The organism is Paenibacillus rhizoplanae (genome assembly GCF_042684125.1).
GTDB lineage: Bacteria > Bacillota > Bacilli > Paenibacillales > Paenibacillaceae > Paenibacillus_AQ > Paenibacillus_AQ rhizoplanae.
In genome coordinates, this window is the sequence record NZ_JBHUKY010000078.1 from 21080 (window position 1) to 44036 (window position 22957).

Annotated in this window: 16 protein-coding genes and 2 pseudogenes; 15 read left to right on the forward strand and 3 right to left on the reverse strand. The window is 49.4% G+C overall.

All coding sequences use genetic code 11. The features are described 5' to 3' along the window. The first annotated feature begins 125 nt into the window (after window positions 1-125). The 5 genes from nirB (at window position 126) to ACFSX3_RS28725 (ending at window position 5113) form a co-directional block, all read left to right on the forward strand. On the forward strand, window positions 126-2555 hold the full coding sequence (gene nirB / locus ACFSX3_RS28705; RefSeq protein ID WP_379256616.1) for a nitrite reductase large subunit NirB: 2430 nt from the start codon (window positions 126-128) through the stop codon (window positions 2553-2555). A gap of 18 nt (window positions 2556-2573) precedes the next feature. Beyond that, a complete protein-coding gene (gene nirD, locus ACFSX3_RS28710; protein ID WP_076086655.1) occupies window positions 2574-2885 on the forward strand; it encodes a nitrite reductase small subunit NirD in 312 nt (103 codons plus the stop codon). Between the two features lie 38 nt (window positions 2886-2923). Beyond that, entirely contained in the window at window positions 2924-3793 is an 870-nt protein-coding gene (locus tag ACFSX3_RS28715; RefSeq protein ID WP_209990331.1) for a formate/nitrite transporter family protein, read from the forward strand. After that, window positions 3790-4557, forward strand: a complete 768-nt coding sequence (gene cobA / locus ACFSX3_RS28720; protein WP_209990335.1) for a uroporphyrinogen-III C-methyltransferase — start codon at window positions 3790-3792, stop codon at window positions 4555-4557. Before ACFSX3_RS28715 ends, cobA begins: the two co-directional genes overlap by 4 nt. A 235-nt stretch (window positions 4558-4792) precedes the next feature. Continuing rightward, window positions 4793-5113, forward strand: coding sequence for an iron-sulfur cluster biosynthesis family protein (locus ACFSX3_RS28725; RefSeq protein WP_209990338.1), 321 nt, complete (start codon window positions 4793-4795; stop codon window positions 5111-5113). A 63-nt stretch (window positions 5114-5176) separates the two neighbouring features. On the opposite strand, the pseudogene ACFSX3_RS28730 reads toward ACFSX3_RS28725, so the two are convergent. Next, window positions 5177-5772: pseudogene (locus ACFSX3_RS28730) on the reverse strand (SDR family oxidoreductase). Window positions 5773-5907: 135 nt separating this feature from the next. Between ACFSX3_RS28730 and ACFSX3_RS28735 the strand changes: the two are divergent. The 3 genes from ACFSX3_RS28735 (at window position 5908) to ACFSX3_RS28745 (ending at window position 9322) form a co-directional block, all read left to right on the forward strand. After that, window positions 5908-7293 carry a sedoheptulokinase gene (locus ACFSX3_RS28735; protein WP_209990340.1) on the forward strand — a complete coding sequence of 462 codons (1386 nt, stop codon included), beginning with the start codon at window positions 5908-5910 and terminating at the stop codon, window positions 7291-7293. A 344-nt stretch (window positions 7294-7637) separates the two neighbouring features. After that, a complete protein-coding gene (locus ACFSX3_RS28740) occupies window positions 7638-8273 on the forward strand; it encodes a type 1 glutamine amidotransferase family protein (RefSeq protein ID WP_209990343.1) in 636 nt (211 codons plus the stop codon). Between the two features lie 131 nt (window positions 8274-8404). Then, a complete protein-coding gene (locus ACFSX3_RS28745) occupies window positions 8405-9322 on the forward strand; it encodes a class I SAM-dependent methyltransferase (protein WP_209990346.1) in 918 nt (305 codons plus the stop codon). Here the strand turns inward: ACFSX3_RS28745 and ACFSX3_RS28750 are convergent. Both ACFSX3_RS28750 and ACFSX3_RS28755 read right to left on the reverse strand, forming a co-directional pair. Next, window positions 9312-9911: an AAA family ATPase gene (locus ACFSX3_RS28750; protein ID WP_209990349.1), complete on the reverse strand. Its 600-nt coding sequence runs from the start codon at window positions 9909-9911 to the stop codon at window positions 9312-9314. The genes ACFSX3_RS28745 and ACFSX3_RS28750 overlap by 11 nt on opposite strands. 226 nt (window positions 9912-10137) lie before the next feature. Next, entirely contained in the window at window positions 10138-10611 is a 474-nt protein-coding gene (locus ACFSX3_RS28755; protein WP_209990352.1) for a hypothetical protein, read from the reverse strand. A gap of 205 nt (window positions 10612-10816) precedes the next feature. Between ACFSX3_RS28755 and ACFSX3_RS28760 the strand changes: the two genes are divergently transcribed. From ACFSX3_RS28760 to ACFSX3_RS28790, 7 genes and pseudogenes are all read left to right on the forward strand, one after another. After that, window positions 10817-11299, forward strand: coding sequence for a GNAT family N-acetyltransferase (locus ACFSX3_RS28760; RefSeq protein ID WP_379256613.1), 483 nt, complete (start codon window positions 10817-10819; stop codon window positions 11297-11299). Window positions 11300-11457: 158 nt separating this feature from the next. After that, the gene (locus ACFSX3_RS28765; protein WP_379313582.1) at window positions 11458-13560 is read left to right on the forward strand and encodes a deaminase domain-containing protein; all 2103 of its coding nucleotides are present in this window, start codon (window positions 11458-11460) and stop codon (window positions 13558-13560) included. A 32-nt stretch (window positions 13561-13592) separates the two neighbouring features. Further along, window positions 13593-14288, forward strand: a complete 696-nt coding sequence (locus tag ACFSX3_RS28770) for an Imm3 family immunity protein (protein WP_209990356.1) — start codon at window positions 13593-13595, stop codon at window positions 14286-14288. 453 nt (window positions 14289-14741) lie between these two features. Then, a complete protein-coding gene (locus ACFSX3_RS28775) occupies window positions 14742-18656 on the forward strand; it encodes a discoidin domain-containing protein (RefSeq protein ID WP_209990358.1) in 3915 nt (1304 codons plus the stop codon). A 356-nt stretch (window positions 18657-19012) separates the two neighbouring features. Then, entirely contained in the window at window positions 19013-20803 is a 1791-nt protein-coding gene (locus ACFSX3_RS28780) for an ABC transporter ATP-binding protein (protein ID WP_209990361.1), read from the forward strand. Then, window positions 20797-22548, forward strand: a complete 1752-nt coding sequence (locus ACFSX3_RS28785; protein ID WP_209990363.1) for an ABC transporter ATP-binding protein — start codon at window positions 20797-20799, stop codon at window positions 22546-22548. The genes ACFSX3_RS28780 and ACFSX3_RS28785 overlap by 7 nt, the downstream gene beginning before the upstream one ends. A 235-nt stretch (window positions 22549-22783) precedes the next feature. Continuing rightward, window positions 22784-22957, forward strand: a pseudogene (locus ACFSX3_RS28790) (transposase); the annotation flags it as partial.

Genomic DNA, 22957 nt, shown 5'->3' on the forward strand with positions numbered 1-22957 from the left:
GATGTATTCGGCTGAAGCGGCAATGGCGCCTGCTCTCACTTATATCGCTTACGGGAAATGTATCTTTTCCGGGCGGAGTGAAGCGGGCTATTTCTGTTGTTTACCTGGAGAGGAGAGAGATACAGATGACAGTGAAGCGTAAAAAACTGATATTAATCGGCAATGGGATGGCGGGGGTCAGAGCCATTGAGCATCTGCTCAAATTGGCGCCGGAGGCGTACGAGATTACGATTGTTGGCACAGAGCCTTATCCCAACTATAACCGCATCATGCTGTCTTCCGTGCTGGCAGGCGGGGCAAGCCTGGATGAAATCATAATTAATGATCTCGAATGGTACAGCAGCTTCAATATTACCTTATATACGGGACACACAGTGACTTCTATTGATACTGCTGCACGTACAGTTAATACGGATAAAGGAGTTACCGCCGCGTATGACGAGCTGATTCTGGCGACCGGCTCCAATCCCTTCATGCTGCCGATCCCCGGAACGGAGAAGGAGGGCGTCATTGCCTTCCGTGACATCAAGGATACGCAAATCATGCAGGACGTCTCGCAAAAATACAGCAAAGCGCTCGTCATCGGCGGCGGTCTGCTCGGACTGGAGGCGGCCAGAGGGCTGCTTCATCTGGGGATGGATGTCTCGGTGGTTCACATTCACGAGTATATTATGGAGCGTCAGCTGGACGAGGCGGCATCCCGGATGCTGCGGGGAGAGCTGGAGGCTCAGGGCATGAAGTTCCTGCTGAAGAAGCAGTCGGAAGCCATTCTCGGCAAAAAGAGAGTCAAAGGCCTGCTGTTCGCAGACGGCGAGATGGCGGAGGCCGATCTGATCGTGATGGCGGTCGGGATCAAGCCGAATGTTATGCTTGCCCGCAGCTGCGGGATTGAGGTGAACCGGGGCATCGTGGTGAACGATTATATGGAGACCAGCCTGCCCGGCATTTACGCCGTCGGGGAGTGTGCAGAACATCGCGGCATTGCCTACGGTCTGGTAGCCCCGCTGTATGAGCAAGGCGCTGTGCTGGCCAAAAGACTGGCAGGCGCTCCCACGGAGGGCTACGCCGGTTCGGTGACTTCTACGAAGCTGAAGGTGTCCGGCGTCGATGTTTTCTCGGCAGGACAGTATATCGAGCAGCCCGGAACGAAGGCACTCCGTTTCCAGGATGAGACGGAGGGGATCTACAAGAAGCTGGTGATCCAGGAGGATAAGCTGATCGGCGCTGTCCTGTTCGGCGATACGAATGACGGCGCGCAGCTCTTCTCGATGATCAAGAAGGGCGAGAATATCAAGGGGCGCGAGAAAGAGCTGCTGCTCGGCATTCCGGCCGATGCGCTGGCTTCGCCCAAGGGCAACCGGCTGGAGGGGATGCCGGATGACGAGATCATCTGCGGCTGCAACGGAGTAACGAAGGGAACCATTGCCGAAGCGATTACCGCCGGCGGCTGCACCAGTGTCGGCCAGATCAAAGCCTGCACCAAAGCCTCTGCTTCCTGCGGCGGCTGCAAGCCATTGGTAGAGGGACTGCTCCAGCTCTATGCCGGAGAGGCGGCCGTTACGGTCAAGGAGGGAATCTGCGGCTGCACGATGCTCGGCCGGGATGAGATTGTCGCCGAGATCAAGCGGATGAAGCTGACCACGGTGAAGGAAGTCATGCATGTATTGTCTTGGAGCAATGAGGAAGGCTGCCCGAAATGCCGCCCTTCGCTGAACTATTACCTGGGCATGCTCTGGCCGGAAGAATACGTGGATGAGAATGAATCGAGATACACCAATGAGCGTTACCATGCCAATATCCAGAAGGACGGGACGTATTCGGTTGTTCCGAGAATCTACGGCGGGGTCACTTCTCCTGCGGAGCTGATCAAGATAGCGGAGGTCGCGGTGAAATACGATGTGCCGCTGGTCAAATTCACCGGCGGGCAGCGCCTGGATCTGCTGGGTGTGAAGAAGGAGGATCTGCCGAAGATGTGGGAGGAGCTGGATATGCCTTCCGGCCATGCCTACGGCAAGACGCTGCGCACCGTAAAGACCTGCGTAGGCTCCACCTTCTGCCGGTTCGGGACCCAGGATGCGCTGGGGATGGGGATTCGGCTGGAGAAGGCTTTTGAACGGCTGAATGCACCAGGGAAGGTGAAGCTGGCTGTATCCGGGTGTCCGCGCAACTGTGCGGAAGCGACAATCAAGGACTTCGGGGTGGTGGCGATTGACGGCGGCTGGGAGCTGCATGTCGGCGGCAACGGCGGTGTTCATGTCCGTGCGACCGATCTGCTCTGTGTAGTGAAGACCGATGATGAGGTGCTGGAATGGGCAAGCGCGTTCCTGCAATATTACCGCGAGCAAGCCGGATGGAATGAACGGACCGCACAGTGGATCGAGCGCGTGGGCCTGGACAGCATCAAGCAGGCGCTGGAATCCCCGGAGGAAAGGGCGGCGCTGGTGGAACGAATTCAGAAGACGCTCAGTCTGACCACCGATCCATGGAAGCAGATTGTGAATACGCCGGAGCTGCGCAAGAATTTTGAGGCGATCTCGTTACCCGAGACGGTCTAAGGAGGAACCGAAATGACAATGACCAAACTGCTAATCGGCAACCTGAATGAGGTGGATATCAAAGGATCACGAAAATTACGGGTAGGCGATACCGAGATTGCCTTGTTCCGGCTAAGCAGCGGAGAGGTGCTGGCGGTGGAGAACCGTTGTCCGCACAAGGGCGGCCTGCTCTCCGAGGGCATGGTCTGTGGCTCCAAGGTGCACTGCCCGCTCCATGACTGGCGGATCGAGCTGCATACAGGCGAGGTGCAGGCTCCCGATACGGGACATGTGACCACCTATGAGGTGGAAGTCGATCACGCTACAGGCAGCTTGTACTTAACGATCTGATTCATTCATACATGGACACGTATAAAGGGGGATTCATAATGGACTATGTCAAACCAGGCGAAGTGCTGGGCTCCATGATTGAAGCGGGAAAAACCAAAGCAGAACTGGGCATCATGCAGCTCATTGTCCGCGGCAGTCTCGGCGGTGCTATTCTGGCATGCGCCACGACACTGGCCTTCACCGCAGCGGCACAGACCAAGATCCCTATGGCGGGCGCGATTCTTTTTCCGGTAGGCTTCGTGATGATTATTCTCCTCGGACTGGAGCTGGTTACCGGCAGCTTCGCCTTGATTCCGCTGGCTGTGCTGGAGAAGCAGACCACCATCGGGCGCATGCTGGGGAATTATTTCTGGGTCATTCTCGGGCATTTGATCGGGTGTGCCGTCTATGCCGCATTATACGGGTTGACGATTACTAAGATGGGCACTGATCTGTCGAACCCGATGGTGCAGACGCTGATTACGGCAAGTGAAGGGAAGACGACGGCTTATCAGAGCCTGGGGGCAGAGGGGCTGGCGCTGGCCTTCATCAAGGCGATGCTCTGCAACTGGATGGTTACACTGGGTGCGGTGATGGCGATGACCTCGAAATCCACCTCCGGCAAAATCCTCGCCATGTGGCTCCCCATCCTGACCTTCTTCGGACAGGGCTTCGAGCACACGGTTGTCAATTTCTTCGTCATTCCGGCGGGGATGATGCTTGGAGCGAATGTGACTATGGCGGACTGGTGGATCTGGAACGGCGTTCCGGTGCTGCTCGGCAACTTCGCGGGCGGTCTGCTGTTCACGGGCCTGCTATTCTACTTATCGCAAAAAGGCAGCAGACCCGGAGCTACTGCGGCAGCAGAGCTTCCGGGACGCGGAGAAGCGGGACTCCCGGGTACACCTGCCCTGGAGAAAAGCCTATGAAGCAGGGCAGCATATCCATTGTAGGCGCAGGTCCGGGTGATCCCGAGCTGATTACATTGAAGGCGCTGCGGCGCATTCAACATGCCGATGTGATTCTGTACGACCGGCTGGTGAATGAGGAGCTGCTGGACTATGCCCCGGGCGATGCGGTGCGCATCTACTGCGGTAAAGCGCCGGGCCTTCATTCGATGCCGCAGGAGACCACGGAGCGGCTGATGATCCGCCATGCCGCAGCCGGAAGCCACGTGGTCCGGCTGAAGGGCGGCGACCCGTTCGTGTTCGGCAGGGGCGGGGAAGAGGCGTTGTCCGCAGCTGCAGCCGGTATTCCCTATGAGGTGATTCCGGGAATCACCTCGGCGGTCGGCGCAGCCGCTTCTGCGGGCATTCCGCTGACCCATCGCGGTGTGGCAGCTTCCTTCGCCATCGTGACAGGCAGCCGCTGCCAGACCCAAGATTCGCCGCTGCGCTGGGATGCGCTGGCCCATGGTGTGGATACGCTTGTGATCTATATGGGCGTAAGCAAGCTGGGGGAGATCCGCAAGGAGCTGCTGGTACACGGCAAAGATCCGCAGACCCCGGTTGCCTTAATTGAGAACGGAACAACGGTGCGCGAACGGATCGTGACCGGCACGCTTGGCAATATCGACAAGGTCGCCGCAGCGATGAAGATCAGCAATCCGGCCATCATTATTATCGGTGAAGTCGTCCAGGTCAGAGCGGACCTGCTCAGTCTACAGGAAGCCGTACGTTCGCAGATCGGGTGAAGCAGAATAGAGAAGGCGTTGACATCCCCAGGCGGTGGGCCGGGTTATGGCAGCGCCTGTTTCTGTGTTATATTCAGGAAGGAGATTTCATCGCTTATGTGGCATGCTGCGCTGAAAGTCATATTTTCACATTCACAGTGACTGCTGTCACACGAGTCTGCGCAGATTAGGGACTATACTTGTCGCCTACAGATACAGCATACCGGGCAGGTTGTCCTGAAAGGAGAAATTACAGATGCAGATTGAGCTTAATGCAACCACCCGCGAACGGCTGGAGCAGAGTCTGGCCGGGAAGCCCGGGCAATTCAAAATGTTCTACGATACGGAGGACTGCGGCTGTAATGGCATACTGGTCATCCGGGTAGTCAGCGAGCCTTCGCCGACCGATATTGTGTTTCAGACCGAGCCGTTCACCTTCCTCTGTGACCGCCAGCAGGAATTGCTGTTCGATGACGTTATGCGCCTCGAAGCAGAGGCTGGATATCCGGCCTACAAGCTGACGAGTGATTCCACCTTGTTCGGGAGCAATATCAGGGTGCAGGATGCACGGAACTGAAACAGATGAAGGCAGTATAAGCAAGGAGGCCATCTTCCCGCAGCATGCAGGGGATGGCCTTTGCTAATAAGCAGTCCATCCGCCGTCTGCGGTAATGACAGTCCCATTCACAAAGCCTGCTTCCTCTGAAGCCAGGAACAAGGCGAGCTGTGCGATTTCAGCGGGCTGGCCCATCCGTGGATTAAGCGCCATACCCGGCTGTGTACGTTCCATGCCAAATGGATTGATATGGGTCATGGTTGATTAATGATAACACCCTGTTGTTTTTCCAGGAAAATAGGCAGTACCTTGCGCGTAGCACGCATCACCGAAGTTGTATTGACAGCGAGAACCCGCTCCCAGCTCTCATCCTCAACATCACCCGCCGGTTCAAAATTATCCATGATCCCCGCATTATTCACCAGAATATCTACTGTGCCGTAAGTGTTGACTGTACTATCGATCAGATTCTGGATATCAGACTCATCTGCAACATTCGCTTGTACCGCTAGGGCTTCCCCGCCGCCAGCTTTAATGTCACCGGCCACCGTCTCCGCAGCCTCCAGATGAATATCCGCCACTACGACCTTGGCCCCTTCCTTCGCATACAGGACGGCAATCGCCTTCCCCATCCCGGATGCCGCTCCGGTCACTACTGCTACTTTGTTGTGAAGTCTCATATATGTACCTCCGTGTATAGTTATTTTTCTCTGGTCTAGTATCTTTTGCTTCCTAGTGTTTTATGCGCCTGGTTGACGCTGTCCTTCGCCAAGGCTTAACATATGGGCTATACAACAGGGAAGAGGATGGAGCCTATGATTACGGCCGGACTAGATATCGGAACCACATCCATCTCCGGGCTGCTCTACGATCTGGAGAAACGTACGATTCTGTATAGTATTACAGAAGCACAAGCGAGCCTGCCTTTCAGCCTGAATCAGGAATGGGAGCGGCTGCAGGACCCGGAATTGATTGTGAAGCAGGTGGAACATATACTTGAACGTCTGCTGGCGCACCAGCCGGAAGTAACGGGAATTGGTTTAACCGGGCAGATGCATGGCATTGTCTATTTGGATACAAGCGGGAGAGCTATAGGTCCGCTGCATACCTGGCAGGATGGACGGGCGGGACAGCTCACCGGAGGGATGGACAGTCCTACCTATGCGCAGCAGTTCAGTAACCTTACCGGGTACACTGTAGCTCCCGGCTATGGACTCGCCACCCATTACTATAATGTGTCCGGGCAGCTTGTCCCGGAAGGAGCAGTCGGCTTCTGCACGATTGCGGACTATATTGCGATGAGGCTGGCGAACGGTGATATTCCCCTGATCGATGCAACGCAGGCAGCGGGGATCGGGGGCTTCAGTCTGGGGACAGGGGATTTCGATAGAACCCCGATTAGTATGGCCGGCATCGATTGTTCGTTATTGCCGAAGGTCGTACCCTCCGGGACGGCAATCGGTAGCACGGCACAAGGCATTCCCGTATACACTTCGCTCGGAGATAATCAGGCCAGCTTCCTGGGCAGTGTACCGCAGCCCGGAGAATCCCTGCTGCTGAACATCGGCACAGGGAGCCAGCTCTCGGCCTGGGTGCCTGACTGCGCCAACGCTCCTTCCACTATGGAGGTACGCCCGTTCCCAGGCGGCGGAGTGCTGATGGTGGGAGCCGCTCTGAGCGGCGGCAAGTCTTATGCCCTGCTGGAGGGATTCTTCCGGCAGCTGATTACCGCATACACCGGAGAAGCGCCGACAGATGTCTATTCCCTGATGTCCAGGCTGCTCAGTGAAGAGGTGCCGGGAAGCGGCATCACTGGACTTATGGTGAACACACAGTTTCTGGGGACGAGGACAGACCCGGAGAAGCGCGGCAGTGTGGAGGGAATCACGCTGGAGAATTTTACTCCCGGCGGGCTGGCCCATGCTTTTCTGCAAGGGATGGTAGATGAATTGCACAGCTTCCTGGCAGAGCCTGAACAGCAGGGCGCGGGCACATTCAGCCGCCTTATAGGCTCAGGCAATGCGCTGCGGAGTAATCCGGTGCTGTGCGCCAAGGCCGAAGCAGCCTTCGGACTGCCTCTTGAACTTGGTGAGCATGCTGAAGAAGCGGCGGTAGGGGCGGCACTTTGTGCCGCTGTCGGCAGCGGGGAGATCGCAAGCTTCAGAGAAGCAGGGGCTTATCTTAGAGCAGAGCCTAGCTGAGTTAACGGGAAGGGGGCTGTCTCAAAAGTGATTTTCTATGGCGGCGATAGCCCTTTGCAGAATCTCCCGAAGCCCCGGTTGTTCTTCAGTTCGCGCTTAAACAGCAGAGCGGGCAGAACGATTGTGTACAAGCGAAGCGTTCGCCTTTGTGTCCGGATTTTCACCGCTAAGGGGGATGAAAAAAAATCTGGACACAACAGCGATGGGAACAACGTTCTGTTTGCGGAGCGTCCACCCAAGTGCTAACGTAGATTCTTCCCATTCTCCCCAACTTCCCTGACACCATCTGTCAGGGAAGTTTTACTATAATAGGCTATATCAAATAGTGATGGGAGAGTTGAATTATGCACGACAGACAAGCTTATCTATATGTATTCAATACGATGTCAGACTGGGAATACGGGTATTTGGCCGCTGAACTGAACACAGGAAGATACTTCAAAAAGGGGACAGCCCCTTTAAAAGTCATCACAGTATCCGCCACCAAAGAAAAGGTTACAACTATGGGCGGACTGACGGTACTGCCGGATCTCACCCTGGATGAGTGCAGACTGGCCAGCGGCGATCTTTTGATTTTGCCTGGAGGGAATACGTGGGGAGAGGCGGAGAACCAGCCGGTCTTGGATAGGGCTCACGAAGCGCTCAAGCTCGGTGTTGCCGTTGCTGCTATCTGCGGGGCGACGGCGGCGCTGGCGGATAAGGGGTATCTGGATGCTGTCCCGCATACAAGCAACAACCTGGATTACCTGAAAATGGTCAGCCCCGGTTATAAAGGGGAAGCTTATCATGAGGATGGGCCTGTAGCTGTCAGCGGGAAGCTGGTCACGGCATCGGGTATCGCTCCGCTGGAGTTCGCGAGGGAAGTGCTGAGGGTCTTAGAGGTATTTGCTCCAGCTACTTTGGATGCATGGTATAGTCTTAATAAGAAACAGGAGACCGAATTCTTTTTCCAGCTAATGGGCTCGTTAGATCAGGAATGAACAGGGAATATTGTAACATCTGTCATTGACAAAAAATATTATATATGCTATAATTTACATATTAATAGTTTGTGTATATAATAAGGTTCTCCTGGCCAGGGGAATCTTATTTTTGTATGGAGGAACCACCAATGAAGCAGAACAAGTCCAGCATGACTGCCCTAGTGGCCGCTTTTGGCCGTGCTTATCACAGTCAGTATGACAGTCCCAAGATCTTCAATGATGATGTGGCACAAAAGCTGATATCACCGCAGGAATTCGCGGATATCCGCAGGAATATGGTCCAGGGGATTGCTTTCTTCAATCCCGAGATCGCGGAGAGGTACCTGGATGATCCTGAAGCCATCTTGAGATGGATTGTCCAGGTTCAGTTATCCCCCACACCGCTGGCACGTGCTGCCTACTGTGAGGCTATTGTGCTGCATGAGCTGAGTCTCGGGCTGAAGCAGTATGTGATTCTTGGGGCGGGGCTGGACAGCTTTGCCTACCGTTATCCTACGCTTATGGAGCGGCTCACGATTTTTGAAGTCGATGCTCCTGCTACCCAGGCATCCAAGCAGCAGAGGCTCAGGGACGCACAGCTTGCGGTTCCCAGCAATCTTCATCTCGTCCCTATGGACTTCACGGGCGAATTCTCGTATTCCAGTTTGCTTACGCAGGGATTCGATCCCGAGGCCAAGACCTTGTTCAGCCTGCTGGGGGTATCCTACTATCTTACCAAGGAGGAGAATACCCGCCTGATTATGGAGTTGCTCGCAAAGGTTCCCTCAGGAAGCTCTATCGTTCTGGATTATGCAGATGAGTATCTAATGGAAGAGCAGGGCGTGTCCGGCCGGGTGGCCAAAATGGTGCAAATGGCTGCTGCCAGCGGCGAACCCATGCAATCCTGGTTCAGCTATTCGGAGATAGAGGAGCTGCTGGCCGGAGCCGGGCTGCTGGTCTACGAGCACCTGTCTCCGGCAGAGATCAACGAGAGGTTTTTTAGCGGCCGGAATGATGCGCTAAGCGCTTTTGAGACGATTCATTATGTTCATGCGGTTAAACAGTAGCTTCCTCACCATAAATAAAAGCCTCCACCGCCGCTACCGCGACATTCCGGTCGGGATGGGAATTGTCGATCTTCGCCACCTGTGCAGGCGGAAGCGGCCAGGCTACGGTGCGGGGGCCTAGAGAAGCGCTGAAGTTCTCCCAATGGGCGAACTTCCAGGCGTCGAGCGCGGAATGTCTGCCTTCAAGCCGTTCACGGAACATGGCTGCATCCGCAAGTCCTACCAGGACTACCTTGACCTCAACTTCCTCTAGCGTGCGCCCGATGCGCGCCAGTTCGCGGCCGATCCACTCCGGATCGGCCGCTTCTTTGGTAAAGGGACCTACCACGTAGATATCGCTGGATAGACCGATATTATCGAGCGCTGCATCCATGGTAATGCGGTAGCCGAGGTCGCGGCATAGTCTTTTATACTCATCGGAATCTCTATCATCAGGGTCAAGCCCATGCATAGTCATGATCGCGGTTGCTGCCGGACGCAGCAGAATATCCATATCGAACACTGCCGCCGGACGCCGGGCTGCAACAGCCTTAGCTAATGTGGTCTTGCCCGCCCCTCCGGGTCCGAGGAAAAACACCAGCTTGTTCATCTGTCTCACTCCTTAAATTGCCTACAGTTACGCTGCCCAGAAGCTATGTGGTCATATAGTTGGTAGTATGTGAGCTGTCACGCGAATTTTAGTATAGCAGGAAGGGGCTTAAGGAGAAAGTCTAGGAAGAATATGCCGGATGTGTGGTTTGACCATAAGCCACCAAAAAGGATGTGCCGGGTTTAGGATTTCCCGTTAATTTAACAAACCAAGCTATGTCTAATTTTTAATAATCAGTTTCAAATATTTTTTTGTTTTCAATACTTAAGAAAGTGATTTTTAGTTGAGCAGTAGGATTCCATATTCTATTATCCTTGATGATTAGATATTTCTCTCCTCCGTATTGATACTCTCTTGTTTTGCCATCTATAAGTACTACATAGGTCTTAGCATCTCTCAAGACTTGTAAATTATTTATTATCAGTCCTATTGAATCCTTCTCTAGACCACCGATGACAATCCCTTCTTTAATTAATCCAGTTGATTTAACATAATCAGAGGAACTTCGATAAATATAAACATATGGTGAGCTGAAAATATAATATTCATTGTTATCTAATTTCTGTATCGACACATGTTCGAGGTTCTTACTGTTAATAAATTGATCAATTTCTTTTTGGGTGATAGCTTCTCTATCCTTACATCCTACTAACAGTAATAATAAACAAAAAAAGATTAGGTTTCTCCATTTGAATTTCATGTATCCTCCAACTATTTTATTGAATAAAATGTAATGTATTTACTCTTGAAGTATAGATACACAAGTTGCATTTTACAAGATTTCTATCACTGCTCTGAGCAGTACTTATCATTGTGACAGCGATCAGAGGGAAATGATATGATAGGTTAACTGTACATCGAAGCAGGAAACCAAGCAGATAGAGGGTAAAAGGAGGACAACTATAATGATTACCATCCGTCCCATTGAGCGCAGGGATAATGCGGCCATTGAGGGGATTATCCGGGAGTGCCTGATTGAATTCGGCGGTAACCGCGAAGGCTTGGCCTGGGCAGATGACAGCCTGCATGACTTATATACCTATTATAATAGCACGGCGAACCGGGCTTACTGGATTATAGAAGTGGATGGGCAGGTGCTCGGCGGCTGCGGGATTGCAGCTTTTGACGAAGCACGACAGATCTGTGAATTGCAGAAAATGTACCTGTCCGCAGCCATCCGCGGCCAAGGCGTTGCAGCAGAGCTGTTGGATACGGCGCTTGCATTCGCTAAGCAGCATTACCGTAAGTGTTACCTGGAGACGCTGCTGACGATGCATGCCGCCGGCCGTTTCTATGTCAAGCACGGATTCAGCCCGCTGGATGGCCCGCTGGCCGGTTCCGAGCATTATGCCTGCGATGCATGGTATATCCGGGACTTACATAACTGATTTCCTGTGGAAATATGGACACAATGAAGAATTCACTTCTATAAACTTAATGGAAAATAAATCCGATGATAAAGGGATATGTATATCATTAATGGGTATATTTTGAATCCTAAAATTGTACATTGGAATCCATTCTGGAGAAGGAAGCAGGGGTCATAGTGTCTTCCACGAAGCTTGTATTTAACGAAGATGAAGTCAGGCGCCTGCAATCGAAGATTGGCCAGGTGAGCCAGGACACCAATCGGTTATATCTTCAATTGAAGGGCCAGTCCAGTAGCTGGGGCGGTATTCCCATGGGCGACCATATGGTCAGGGCCCAGGTTCTGATCAATGAATTAACCGTTGAAGCGGAGAAATTAGAGGATATCATCCGGGTCGCCCTGAGAGGCGTCTCGGAGCTACAGGAAGAGAATAAACGGCAGGCGGACAAGCTGACAGGCCAATTTAATCTGTTGCTCGCGGCTTTCGGAAGCTTGGGGCTGCAACCAGCCGCCGGACGGGTCTCCATCCCTGAATTTGTGCAGCGAAGTGCGACGAATCTCATCACTTCGATTGCGGCTCTATCAGGAAAAGATGAACTCAGCAGGGACCCGGTGGTGCAGCAGCTCAGGAATGTCATTCAGACCTCAGGCCTGCTGACCGTAGAGAGTATAGCTGCACAAAGTAAGCTGAACGATATCTTCGCGGCGCGGAATCAGATCGCCAAGGCACAGTTGGCCTTCAAAGTGTATCAGGCGTTTGGAAACCAGTCGCAGATGGAGGCAGTTCATGCACAGGCGACAGAGGCCCGGCAGAAACTGGCTTCTCTAGGCGTAGCCAAGATCTACTATGAAGAAGGTAAGGATCTAAGCGCCCATTATAAGCAACCAGCGGTTAACGCCTGTGAGTATGATCCGTCAATTACGGCGGACAAGGTCCCCTTACTACATAACGAAGAATATTTACTGCTCCTGCGGCTGGCGATGGAGAAGACCGCTGCTGGAGCGTACGCGCGGGGTCAGCTTGCGGCGAAGCGGCAGGAAATTCAGCTCGCAGCGGCTCTTAAACAGGTTCAAGAGCAGATTGAAGCGCAGCAACGATTGAACGGGCCGCCGCTTACCCTGCCGGATGGCACGCCAATTACCGCAGACAACAAGGAAAATGAAACCACGTTGGACTTTTATCAAGCGAAAGTCTATGTGCCAAATGAATATCTTACCCCGATGTACACAAGTTATCTGGGGTGGCTGGATCAGACTTACGGGCTTACGAAATGGGAGAGTCGGGTTCATCAGGCGGACGCGGTGGTGCTGGCGTTTACCGAAGGATTGGTGAAAGAGGTCGTCATGGGCGTGGCAGATACGGCTACTTTTGTCTTCAAACTTGTTGTAGACCCGGTCAAGACTACCACAGAAATGAAGAATCAGGCGAAATATCTGATTGACCATCCAGAAGTGCTAGTGGAAGCGGCGAAGATGGCGTATCGTCAGTTTGACGAAGGCACACCTGAAGAGAAAGCTGCGATGCTGGGTTCGGTTGCCTCCATCCTCGTCCCCGGACTACAAATCACCAAAACAGGTAAAGCAGCGAAAGTGCTGGGTGAGGTAGAAGACGTCGTCAGCCAAGCGGCGAAGGATGCCCTGCAAGGGATCAAGCAGAAGCTCCCGAATCTGGGTCCGGTGGTGCAGACACCGGAAGGGTTTGTTTTCAAGATAGGAGAGATCACCGATACTCCAGCCTTGCCGAAGACGCCGGTGCAGCAGCGGTATATGGATGGGCTGGAGGGGACGGGTAAAGGTACATTCCCAACCAAATTGATTGATCCAGAAGCTGATAAACATATAATTGATAAAGTGGCTGAAGCAAGAAGCGGATTATCTAATAAATATAAAAATAGTGGTAATTTTGCATATGCAGAAGTGAACGTTGCAGGTGTAAATAAAACAGATTTCTTTGCACATAGTGGTGTTCATGACGCATCAAAAGGAATTTCAGGGACAGGGGAGTTTTCATTCAAGCCCAGTGATCCGATATATAAGGCGACCGAAGCGCCTGATAATGCAGGGAACATTTATCTGAGGGATGGAGATACAGAGTATAAAATACTAAATGATGTTGCTAGTAAACTAGGCGATAATAAAGATGCAGCAGGAACAATTAGACTGTTCACTGAAAAGGATACATGTGGTAGTTGCAATAATATCATTCAGCAATTTCAAAAAGACTTTCCCAATATTAAAGTTGAAGTACTGCATAATGGCGATACACCCATCTCACCTTAAACTTCAAATAGTAAAATTAGGAGGTTGTATACATGATTTATAGCTGTAGTGAATATTCAGAATATATAAATGATACTTATAATGAATATATAAACGATGAAAAAGTGAGTAGAAAGGAGGCTATTGCACGAACATTTAATGAGTATGATATGTTAATGAAAAAAAGCGAGACAGATAAATTGGTCATAAGTGTAATAATTGCTGAAATTTTAGCTTCACATTCCAAAGCGTCCAATACATTTAAGAATTATATGGTAGAAACGTTATCAAATATAAATAATAATTTAATTGAACAGGAACATAAACTTACACAGGAGCAACACGATGATTTCTTCTTTCGTAAGAAACAAGTACTTATACAATTAGAAAAAATGCCATCAGACTTTTATCCCAGAGTATGTTGGTACTACGAAGAATTAACAGACGAAGTTAATAAGTTTTTTAGTGAAATCAACTTTAAGGATAGAGATGAAAAAGAGGTCGTTGAAAAAGTGATCAACCGTTTTGAGCGTGATTGCAAAAATACAGTAAGTGAAAAAATTGTAGTGTATACAACATTAGCTGAAAATTTAGTGCGACATGATTTAACGCAACAAATAAAGGGCATCAGTTTTATAGAAGATTTAAAGGGTTTTACAGTAAACAGTATTCAAGGTGAACAACTATCTGATGTTGAGAAAGAAAACTTGGCACAGCGCATACAAGTGGTTTTAAATTCCTTAGCTTGAAGCTTAAGCCTGAATTTTTAATCAGGCACAATATCTCAATTTGGTATTCACAACATTACAATACGAGCTAATGGCCCTTATTGTGGCTATTTTCATTCTGTGATATGGATGGGGCGGTAAATGAAATAGACACTACCCAGTGACGAATAAATCCATCATTCAAGCAATCACGCTAATAACGCTCTTATGTTCAATAGTACAGGTCAATTATGGTCAGATACTGCCATAGTTGATCTTTTTTTATGCTTGTCTAATCTCAATGATCAGTTTCATAGAATCACCTATCTTTTCCGTAGAAATAGCTCTTAAAGTGTTCTCTGCATTAAACCTATAATGAGTGTGTATTGCAGCGAGGGGAGGGTGGGATAGGGATCTCAATAATTGTAATCGCTATCATTGTAAGGCTATGAATAAAACTGTGTGTCGTTCCACATCAGATTAAGGAGGAATAGAATGCGCAACAAGTATGTTACATGGTCGCTTGTAGTTACGCTGCTTATCTCAACGCTATTCATGGCGGCTGGACCGCTTACCCGTTCGTCGGCAGCGGGCGGACCGAATCTGGTACTTAACAAAACCATTACCGCCAGCGGGCAATCCCAGAATTATACGCCGGATAACGTTAAGGACAGTAATCAGAATACGTATTGGGAGAGCGCAAATGATGCTTTTCCTGGGTGGATTCAAGTGGATCTGGGTACGCTCACCAGTATAGACCAGCTTGTATTGAAGCTTCCGGCAAGCTGGGAGACGCGGGCGCAGACGCTGGCTGTACAAGGCAGCACGAACGGCTCCACCTTTACGGATATCGTGGGTGCAGCAGCATATGTATTCGATCCATCGGTTGCGGGCAACAGTGTGACGGTTAACTTCACGGCAACGGGTACGCGTTATGTCCGCCTCATGTTCAGTGCGAATAACGTCTGGCCTGCCGCCCAGTTGTCCGAGCTTGAGATCTACGGTGCCAGCAGCGCGACGGCTGCTCCTACAAGTACACCCTCTGCTACATCTGCCCCGGCAGGCAGCTATGAAGCAGAAGACGCTACACTCTCCGGGGGCGCAAAAGTGAACACGGACCATGCCGGATACTCCGGCACAGGATTCGTTGACGGCTATCTGACTCAAGGACCGAATATCACCTTCACGGTGAGCGTGTCCGCAGCAGGTACGCGGAATGTTACGCTGAAGTATGCCAATGCAAGCGGCAGCGACAAGACCCTCAGCATCTATGTGAACGGAGTCAAGCTGCGCCAGACCACATTGCCCAATCTGGCTAACTGGGATACCTGGAGCACGAAGGCTGAAGCCCTGCCGCTCAATTCCGGCAGCAATACCATCGCTTACAAATATGATGCCGGGGATACGGGGAATGTCAATCTGGATCAGATTACGGTAGCGCAAGCCGTGATCGCCACGCCAGCCCCTTCACCTACGGCTGCCCCTACACCAACGCCAACGCCGGTAACTACCCCGGCCCCTACAGCTACGGTGGCACCAACTTCCGCACCAACACCAGCACCGACAGCAACACCGGTGCCCACATCAACGGTGTCCCCTGGAGGGAACATCGCCATTGGTAAGGCGATCAGTGCATCCTCCAACACGCAGAATTTCATTGCCGGTAATGCCAACGACAACAACACGGCTACTTACTGGGAGGGTAACGGCAATCCTAGTTCTCTGACGCTTGATCTGGGAGCGAATCATAACATTACTTCCCTTGTGCTGAAGCTGAATCCGGCGACAGAATGGGCAACACGGACCCAGAATATTCAGGTGCTTGGACAGAATCAGAGCAGTACAACCTTCAGCAATCTGGTATCCGCCCAGACGTACACATTCAATCCGGCTTCAGGCAATACGGTAACGATTCCTGTTACAGCTACGGTTAAGCAGCTGCAGCTTAACATTACGTCTAACTCCGGTGCGCCCGCCGGACAGATTGCCGAATTCCAGGTATATGGTGCACCGGCCGCGAACCCGGATCTGAGCATCACAGGCATGAGCTGGACGCCTGCTTCTCCCGTTGAGAGCAGCACGGTCACCCTGAATGCAGTGGTGAAGAATATTGGCAATGCCGTAGCGGCAGCTACAACGGTTAATTTCTATCTGAACAATGAGTTGGCCGGTTCTGCACCAGTAGCGGCATTGGCAGCAGGAGCTTCAGCTACTGTATCCTTGAATGCCGGTATGCTAACTGCCGGAACCTATCCGCTGAGTGCCAAGGTGGATGAGGCTAACCAGATCATTGAGCAGAATGACAACAACAACAGCTACACTAATTCAACGCCGCTTGTTGTGGCTCCTGTATCGAGCTCCGACCTTATCGGGACCACCTCATGGTCACCGGATACACCGGCAGCAGGCAGCAGCGTGACCTTCTCTGTCAATCTTAAGAATCAGGGCAATCTTGCTTCCTCCGGGGGTGCACACGGAATCACTGTTGCACTGAAAAACCAGGCAGGCGCCACAGTGCAGACCTTCACAGGGTCATACAGCGGTGCAATTGCTGCCGGGGCTTCGGTGAATGTCTCTGTTCCGGGCACATGGAGTGCAGTGAACGGAAGTTACACCGTCACTACGACGATTGCCGCAGATGCCAATGAAGTTATAGCCAAGCAGGCCAACAATGTAAAAACCGTTAATCTCGTCGTATACGCTCTGCGCGGAGCAAGCGTACCCTACAGCCGGTATGACACGCAGGATGCGACCCGCGGCGGTTCAGCGGCGCTGAAATCGGCACCGAATTTCGATCAAATGCTAACTGCTTCGGAGGCTTCGGGCCAGAGCTATATTGCTTTGCCGTCCAACGGCTCTTATGCACAATGGACAGTGAGAGCGGGTCAAGGCGGCGCCGGGGTCACCATGAGATTCACGATGCCGGATTCGGCAGACGGCATGGGCCTTACCGGAGCGCTGGATGTGTACGTGAATGGCGCCAAAGCCAAAACCATCCCGTTAACCTCCTATTACTCCTGGCAGTACTTCTCCGGCGACCAGCCTGGTGATGCACCGAGTGCCGGACGCCCATTGTTCCGCTTCGATGAAGTACACTGGAAGATGGATACACCACTTCAGCCTGGGGACACGATCCGTATTCAGAAGAGTAACGGGGACAGCCTCGAGTATGGTGTAGACTTCCTGGAAATTGAGCCAGTACCGGCAGCAATTGCCCGCCCGGCTAACTCCGTATCGGTTACTGATTACGGTGCAGTGGCAGGTGACGGGCAGGATGATCTTGCAGCTTTCAACAGTGCAGTAACAGCAGCAGTCGCAGGCGGCAAATCGCTCTATATCCCTTCCGGAACCTTCAATCTCAGCAGTATGTGGGTGATTGGCTCGGTCAGCAATATGATCAACAACTTTACGGTTACGGGTGCAGGTTATTGGCATACCAACCTGCAATTTACCAATCCCAATGCAGCCGGAGGAGGGATCTCCTTCCGTATCCTGGGCAAGCTGGATTTCAGCAATGTCTATATGAACTCGAATCTGCGGTCCCGCTACAACCAGAACGCGATCTACAAAGGCATGATGGATAACTTCGGCAATAATTCAGTCATTCATAATGTCTGGATCGAGCATTTCGAATGTGGAATGTGGGTGGGTGATTATGCCCGGACCCCGGCGATTTTTGCGAATAATCTGCTTGTGGAGAACAGCCGTATCCGCAACAATCTGGCGGACGGCATCAACTACTCTCAGGGAACCAGCAACTCTACCGTCCGCAATACCAATGTGCGCAATAACGGGGACGATGGTCTGGCCGTGTGGCCGAGCAACACCTTTGGTGCACCGGATGGTGTGAATAACACTTTTTCGTACAATACGATTGAGAATAACTGGCGTGCCGGCGCTATCGGCATCTTCGGTGGCAGTGGTCACAAGGCGGATCACAACTACATCATCGACACGGTGGGCGGCTCCGGTATCCGGCTGAATACGACCTTTCCGGGGGCGCATTTCAACAACAACACGGGGATGATTTTCTCGGATACGACGATTATTAACAGCGGCACCAGCCGTGACTTGTATGACGGGGAGCGCGGCGCGATTGATCTCGAAGCTTCGAGTGATCCGATCAAGAATGTAACCTTCACCAACATCGACATCATCAACACCCAGCGGGATGCGATCCAGTTCGGATACGGTGGCGGCTTCTCGGGTATCGTATTCAACAACATCAACATCAACGGCACAGGTCTCGATGGAGTGACAACGTCCAGGTTCTCCGGCGCCCATAAGGGAGCGGCAATCTACACGTATACCGGCAACGGTTCGGCTACCTTCAATAACCTGACTACCAGCAATATTGCGTATCCAAGCCTGTATTATATTCAGAGCGGGTTTGGGCTGTTGATTCAGTAGCCTAGAGAAAGACAGGGAGGGGCCTAAGAGGCTCCTCTTTTTTGGTTTTAGCCAGTTGAGTGCGTGAGTTGTTCAAATGGATAAAACCATTTATTCATTTGTAAATTTTAAATAGATGATTATCAAATTTACATTTTATAATTTTCATTTAATTTTATTTAAATTCAATATTATTACAAAAAGTTCGGTTTACAGATGGAAAATGCTGTGATAAGATGCGAATTAATTGGAGGGGGAATGTTTTTGGTATATTTACAAACGTAAAGTATATTATTCATTTGTTTACTTATTTGTTTTGTGCACTTTCAAAAAACCGATTTATACGTGAAAAAACTAATTCCAAAAAACAAGGTGTGATGAAGCTGCAATTACTTCGATATTGCCTGGACCCGATAAAAATCATGATAAAGTTTTGTAAAGCTCATGCCTTACTCAAAATAATTTTGTTAATAGTGTCAGCCATTTTGGCACCGTTAAGCTTGTTGCTAACCGAAGATCTAATCGACAGTGTGTCTGAATTATACAAAGGCAATACGGGTTACAACCACGTGGGTCTGAACCTGGTGCTTTTACTTATCACTATTTTGACAATCTCCCTTTGTACGTCGATGGAGGGTTACCTCAATATAAATTTTGATAGATTATTATTGAAAAACTGGACACCGGTCGTATTGAACAAGTATAAGCAGCTCAAATACAGTTGTTTTGAAGATCAAGAAACGCAGGATACTATATTTCAAATGAGCGACAATCCTAGTGAAAGTATCAAAAACAGTTTTCTTAATATCACGCAGATAGGCAGTTCTCTGCTTTCACTGGTACTACTAAATCTGGTATTTGCCAAGGTTTCTGTCTGGTTGTCAGTACTTTGTTTTGTATTCACGGTCCCCATGCTTTTTCTAAACTATAGAGCTATGACTATCCTCGACAGCCTTTTCTACAAACAATCTGCCGAAGATCGGAAGTTGGGATATTTGTTAGGGTTGTTGACTACTAAATCCTCCCTTTCTGAACTCAAATTATTTGGTGCGGTAGAATATATCGTTAATCAATGGGGAGGGATCAGAAGTAAAGTTTATAAAGAGAGGGTGGGCGCCAATGTAAAATCTCAAAAACTTATCTTTATCAATACTTTATGTGTTATGGCTTGGACAGTGCTAATTATTATTACGTTAGTAAATTATATGTACAACGGACTCATTACTTTAGGACTTTTTGTGGCTTTAATAGGCTCTCTCAATTCGATTATCAGTATATCGGAGCAGGTCTCCTGGGAATATTCCGAATACTCCCGAAATGTATTGAAGACAAAGTACTATAAGCATTTTATGTCTTTGCCTGAAAGTGAAGAGAGCGCTGATCTCAAAAGAGAGAGGTGTTTCAATAGTCCTGAAATTTGTTTCAATGATGTCTACTTTTCATATCCCCATTCTCAAAAACCGATTCTGCAAGGTGTGTCCCTGACGATAAGACATAATGAGAGAATTGCAATTGTTGGTAAAAATGGTGCTGGAAAGTCTACGCTAATTAAGCTGTTGTGCGGGCTTTATCAACCTGATAGGGGGGAGATCACTATTAATGGTATAGCGCTTTCAAACTTGAGTCAGCATGAGATTTCTGCTCTTTTCAGCGTCGTCTTCCAGGATTTCATGAAATACAGTTTAACTGTACGGGAGAATATAGCTTTAGGGAATATTACAAAAATCCATAACGATGCAGCTATAGATAAGGCCTTGGGACAGGCTGAACCAATGGGATTCCTTAAGCTTACCGGGAAAGGACTGAATACGCCTTTAGGGAAGCTTGAGGATGACGGCATAGACCTGTCTGGAGGCGAGTGGCAGCGGATTACTATAGCCAGAGCACTTTTCGCCGATTCTTCATTTATCATTCTAGACGAGCCAACAGCTTCTTTGGACCCGGTTGCAGAAAGTGAACTTTATCAATCTCTTTCTTTGGTTATACAAGAAAAAGGTTCGATTATGATCTCACATCGTTTGGCAAGTGCCAAATTGGCAGACAAAATCTTTGTTATAGATGATGGGCGGATCTGTGAAGAGGGCAATCATGATGAGTTAATCGCCAAACAGGGAATATATGCTGAAATGTTCAGAGCTCAGGCGAAATGGTATGACATCATATGTTAAAGCAGCTGGCTAAAATATTTAGAATAGCAATGGACTCTTCGCCCGGATCGCTTTTGATTATTGTAGTTAGTTCGGCTGCCGGTTTCTTATATCCCGCAGTCTCAACCAGAATTTTGTCATCAATCTTTCATGAATTTAGCAACACGGCTTTGTTAAATCTGCATAAAATCTATTTTTTCATGGTGCTATTTATAGCGATTTATATCCTGAAAACCATCCTTCAGAGTATCGCCGGGTTATTTGTGTCAATTGGGATTTACGAGAAACTGGGATATCAGCTTAATATTTATATAGGTGAAAAGTGTACGAAGCTTCCTTTTATCAGCATGGAAACACCTGAAATATTAAATAAGTTAAATAGAGCAAAAGATTGTGTAACGAGAGCGGTAATTCCGCAATTAATTATGATTACCATCAGCGTGTTCTCCAGTTTCATCTCGGTGCTTCTTGTAATCACTCTGTTAGCATCCTATAGCTTATGGTTTATTCCAATCTCCTTGCTTAGCGTGCTTCCTTATTTAATAGCCAGAATTATCCGGGGGAAAGAATTCTACTATTTGAAATGGTTTCAGGCCCCCAAGCGGAGATCCCTGGATTATTTCTGGAGTCTGTTCAATAATAAGCAGGCTGTAAAAGAGATGCGTGTTAACGGCAGCGGCGATTACTTGGCTGAGAAGTGGACCTATTATCGTGATGCTGTGTTGAGTCAAGAGTGGGATTTCAGAAGGAAAGATAGTCTGACTTTACTGGTGTGCGATTTTCTCAGGACACTTGGATACTTGACCAGCATATTTTTTGCCTACAGACTTGTTACCCATCATGAGATAACGATCGGACTGTTCGGCGCGTGTATTGCTGCTTTTGCAATAGTGCAAGACCAGACAAGATCTTTCCTGGTGGAATTTGGCCGTTTTAAAGAACACTTGTTGTTCTCGAAAGACTATCTTGATTTCTTGGAATTGGATGAAGAGGTTGAGGGCAGAGCGCAAATAAAAGGAGCTTTTAATCAAATTACTATGGACAATGTTACTTTTCGATACCCGAATAGTACAGATTATGCTCTGAAAAATGTGAGCCTGCAAATACACAAAGGAGAAAAGCTGGCAATAGTCGGAAAAAACGGGAGCGGGAAAACCACCCTGGCAAAATTAATCTTGGGGATGTATTCATCCAGCAGCGGCAGCATTTATTACAATGGAACGGATCTTAAGGATATCAATAAAACAAGTTATTATTCCCTCATTTCCTCTATATGGCAGGATTTTGTTACCTACAAACTTACCATCAGAGAGAATATTGCGATTAGTAAGACTCAAAAAATGGATAGCGATGAGGCTATTTTAAATGTTGTGAAAATAATGGGGATGGAGAAGCTTGTCAGAGAAAACGGATTGGATACCCCTATCGGAAATGAATTTGGCGGGATTGAGTTATCGGGTGGAGACAACCAGCGGCTTGGACTGGCCAGAACGATGTTCCGGGATAGTTCAATGGTTGTTCTGGACGAACCAACTTCTGCTATGGACCCGACGTTCGAATCGGAAGTGCTGGAGAAATTCCTGGAAATTTCAGAGAATAAAACATCCTTGGTTATTTCTCATAGACTGGGGCTATGCAGAGTGGTGGACAGGATTATCGTCATGAATAATGGTGAAATTGTGGGAATCGGGACGCATAAAGAACTGTTTGAGAACAATGCTGAATACATAAAACTCTATATGGCTCAAGAACAGTGGTATCACTAGTCCACCCGCAGGAGCGGAAATTTGGCACTAAAATTTAATTATTCATCTTCGATAAATTACGACAGCGTAATAACTGCCCTCCATGCTATTCTATTACTAATACATAATGGCTTACAGAAATTGGTCGAGAAAGCCCACTCCTTTAGGGGTGGGATGAATCGTCTTTGTTTAAGGGACATCCTTATGCTGTCAAAATTGACAATCCTACAGAAATACCAAAACTACCTTATCATTAATTAACTATCATTTTGTTTTTGCCCAAGATACAGACGTAAAGTGCTAGTCGATCAAGTGGAGATTCAGTTTGAACAATGTAAGCACTTGAACCACTTGCCTTCCCTCTGGACTCGTGCCTACTTGGTCAGTACGGCAGGGAACGTTTCAAGCGAAACGATCAAACGATATGTTG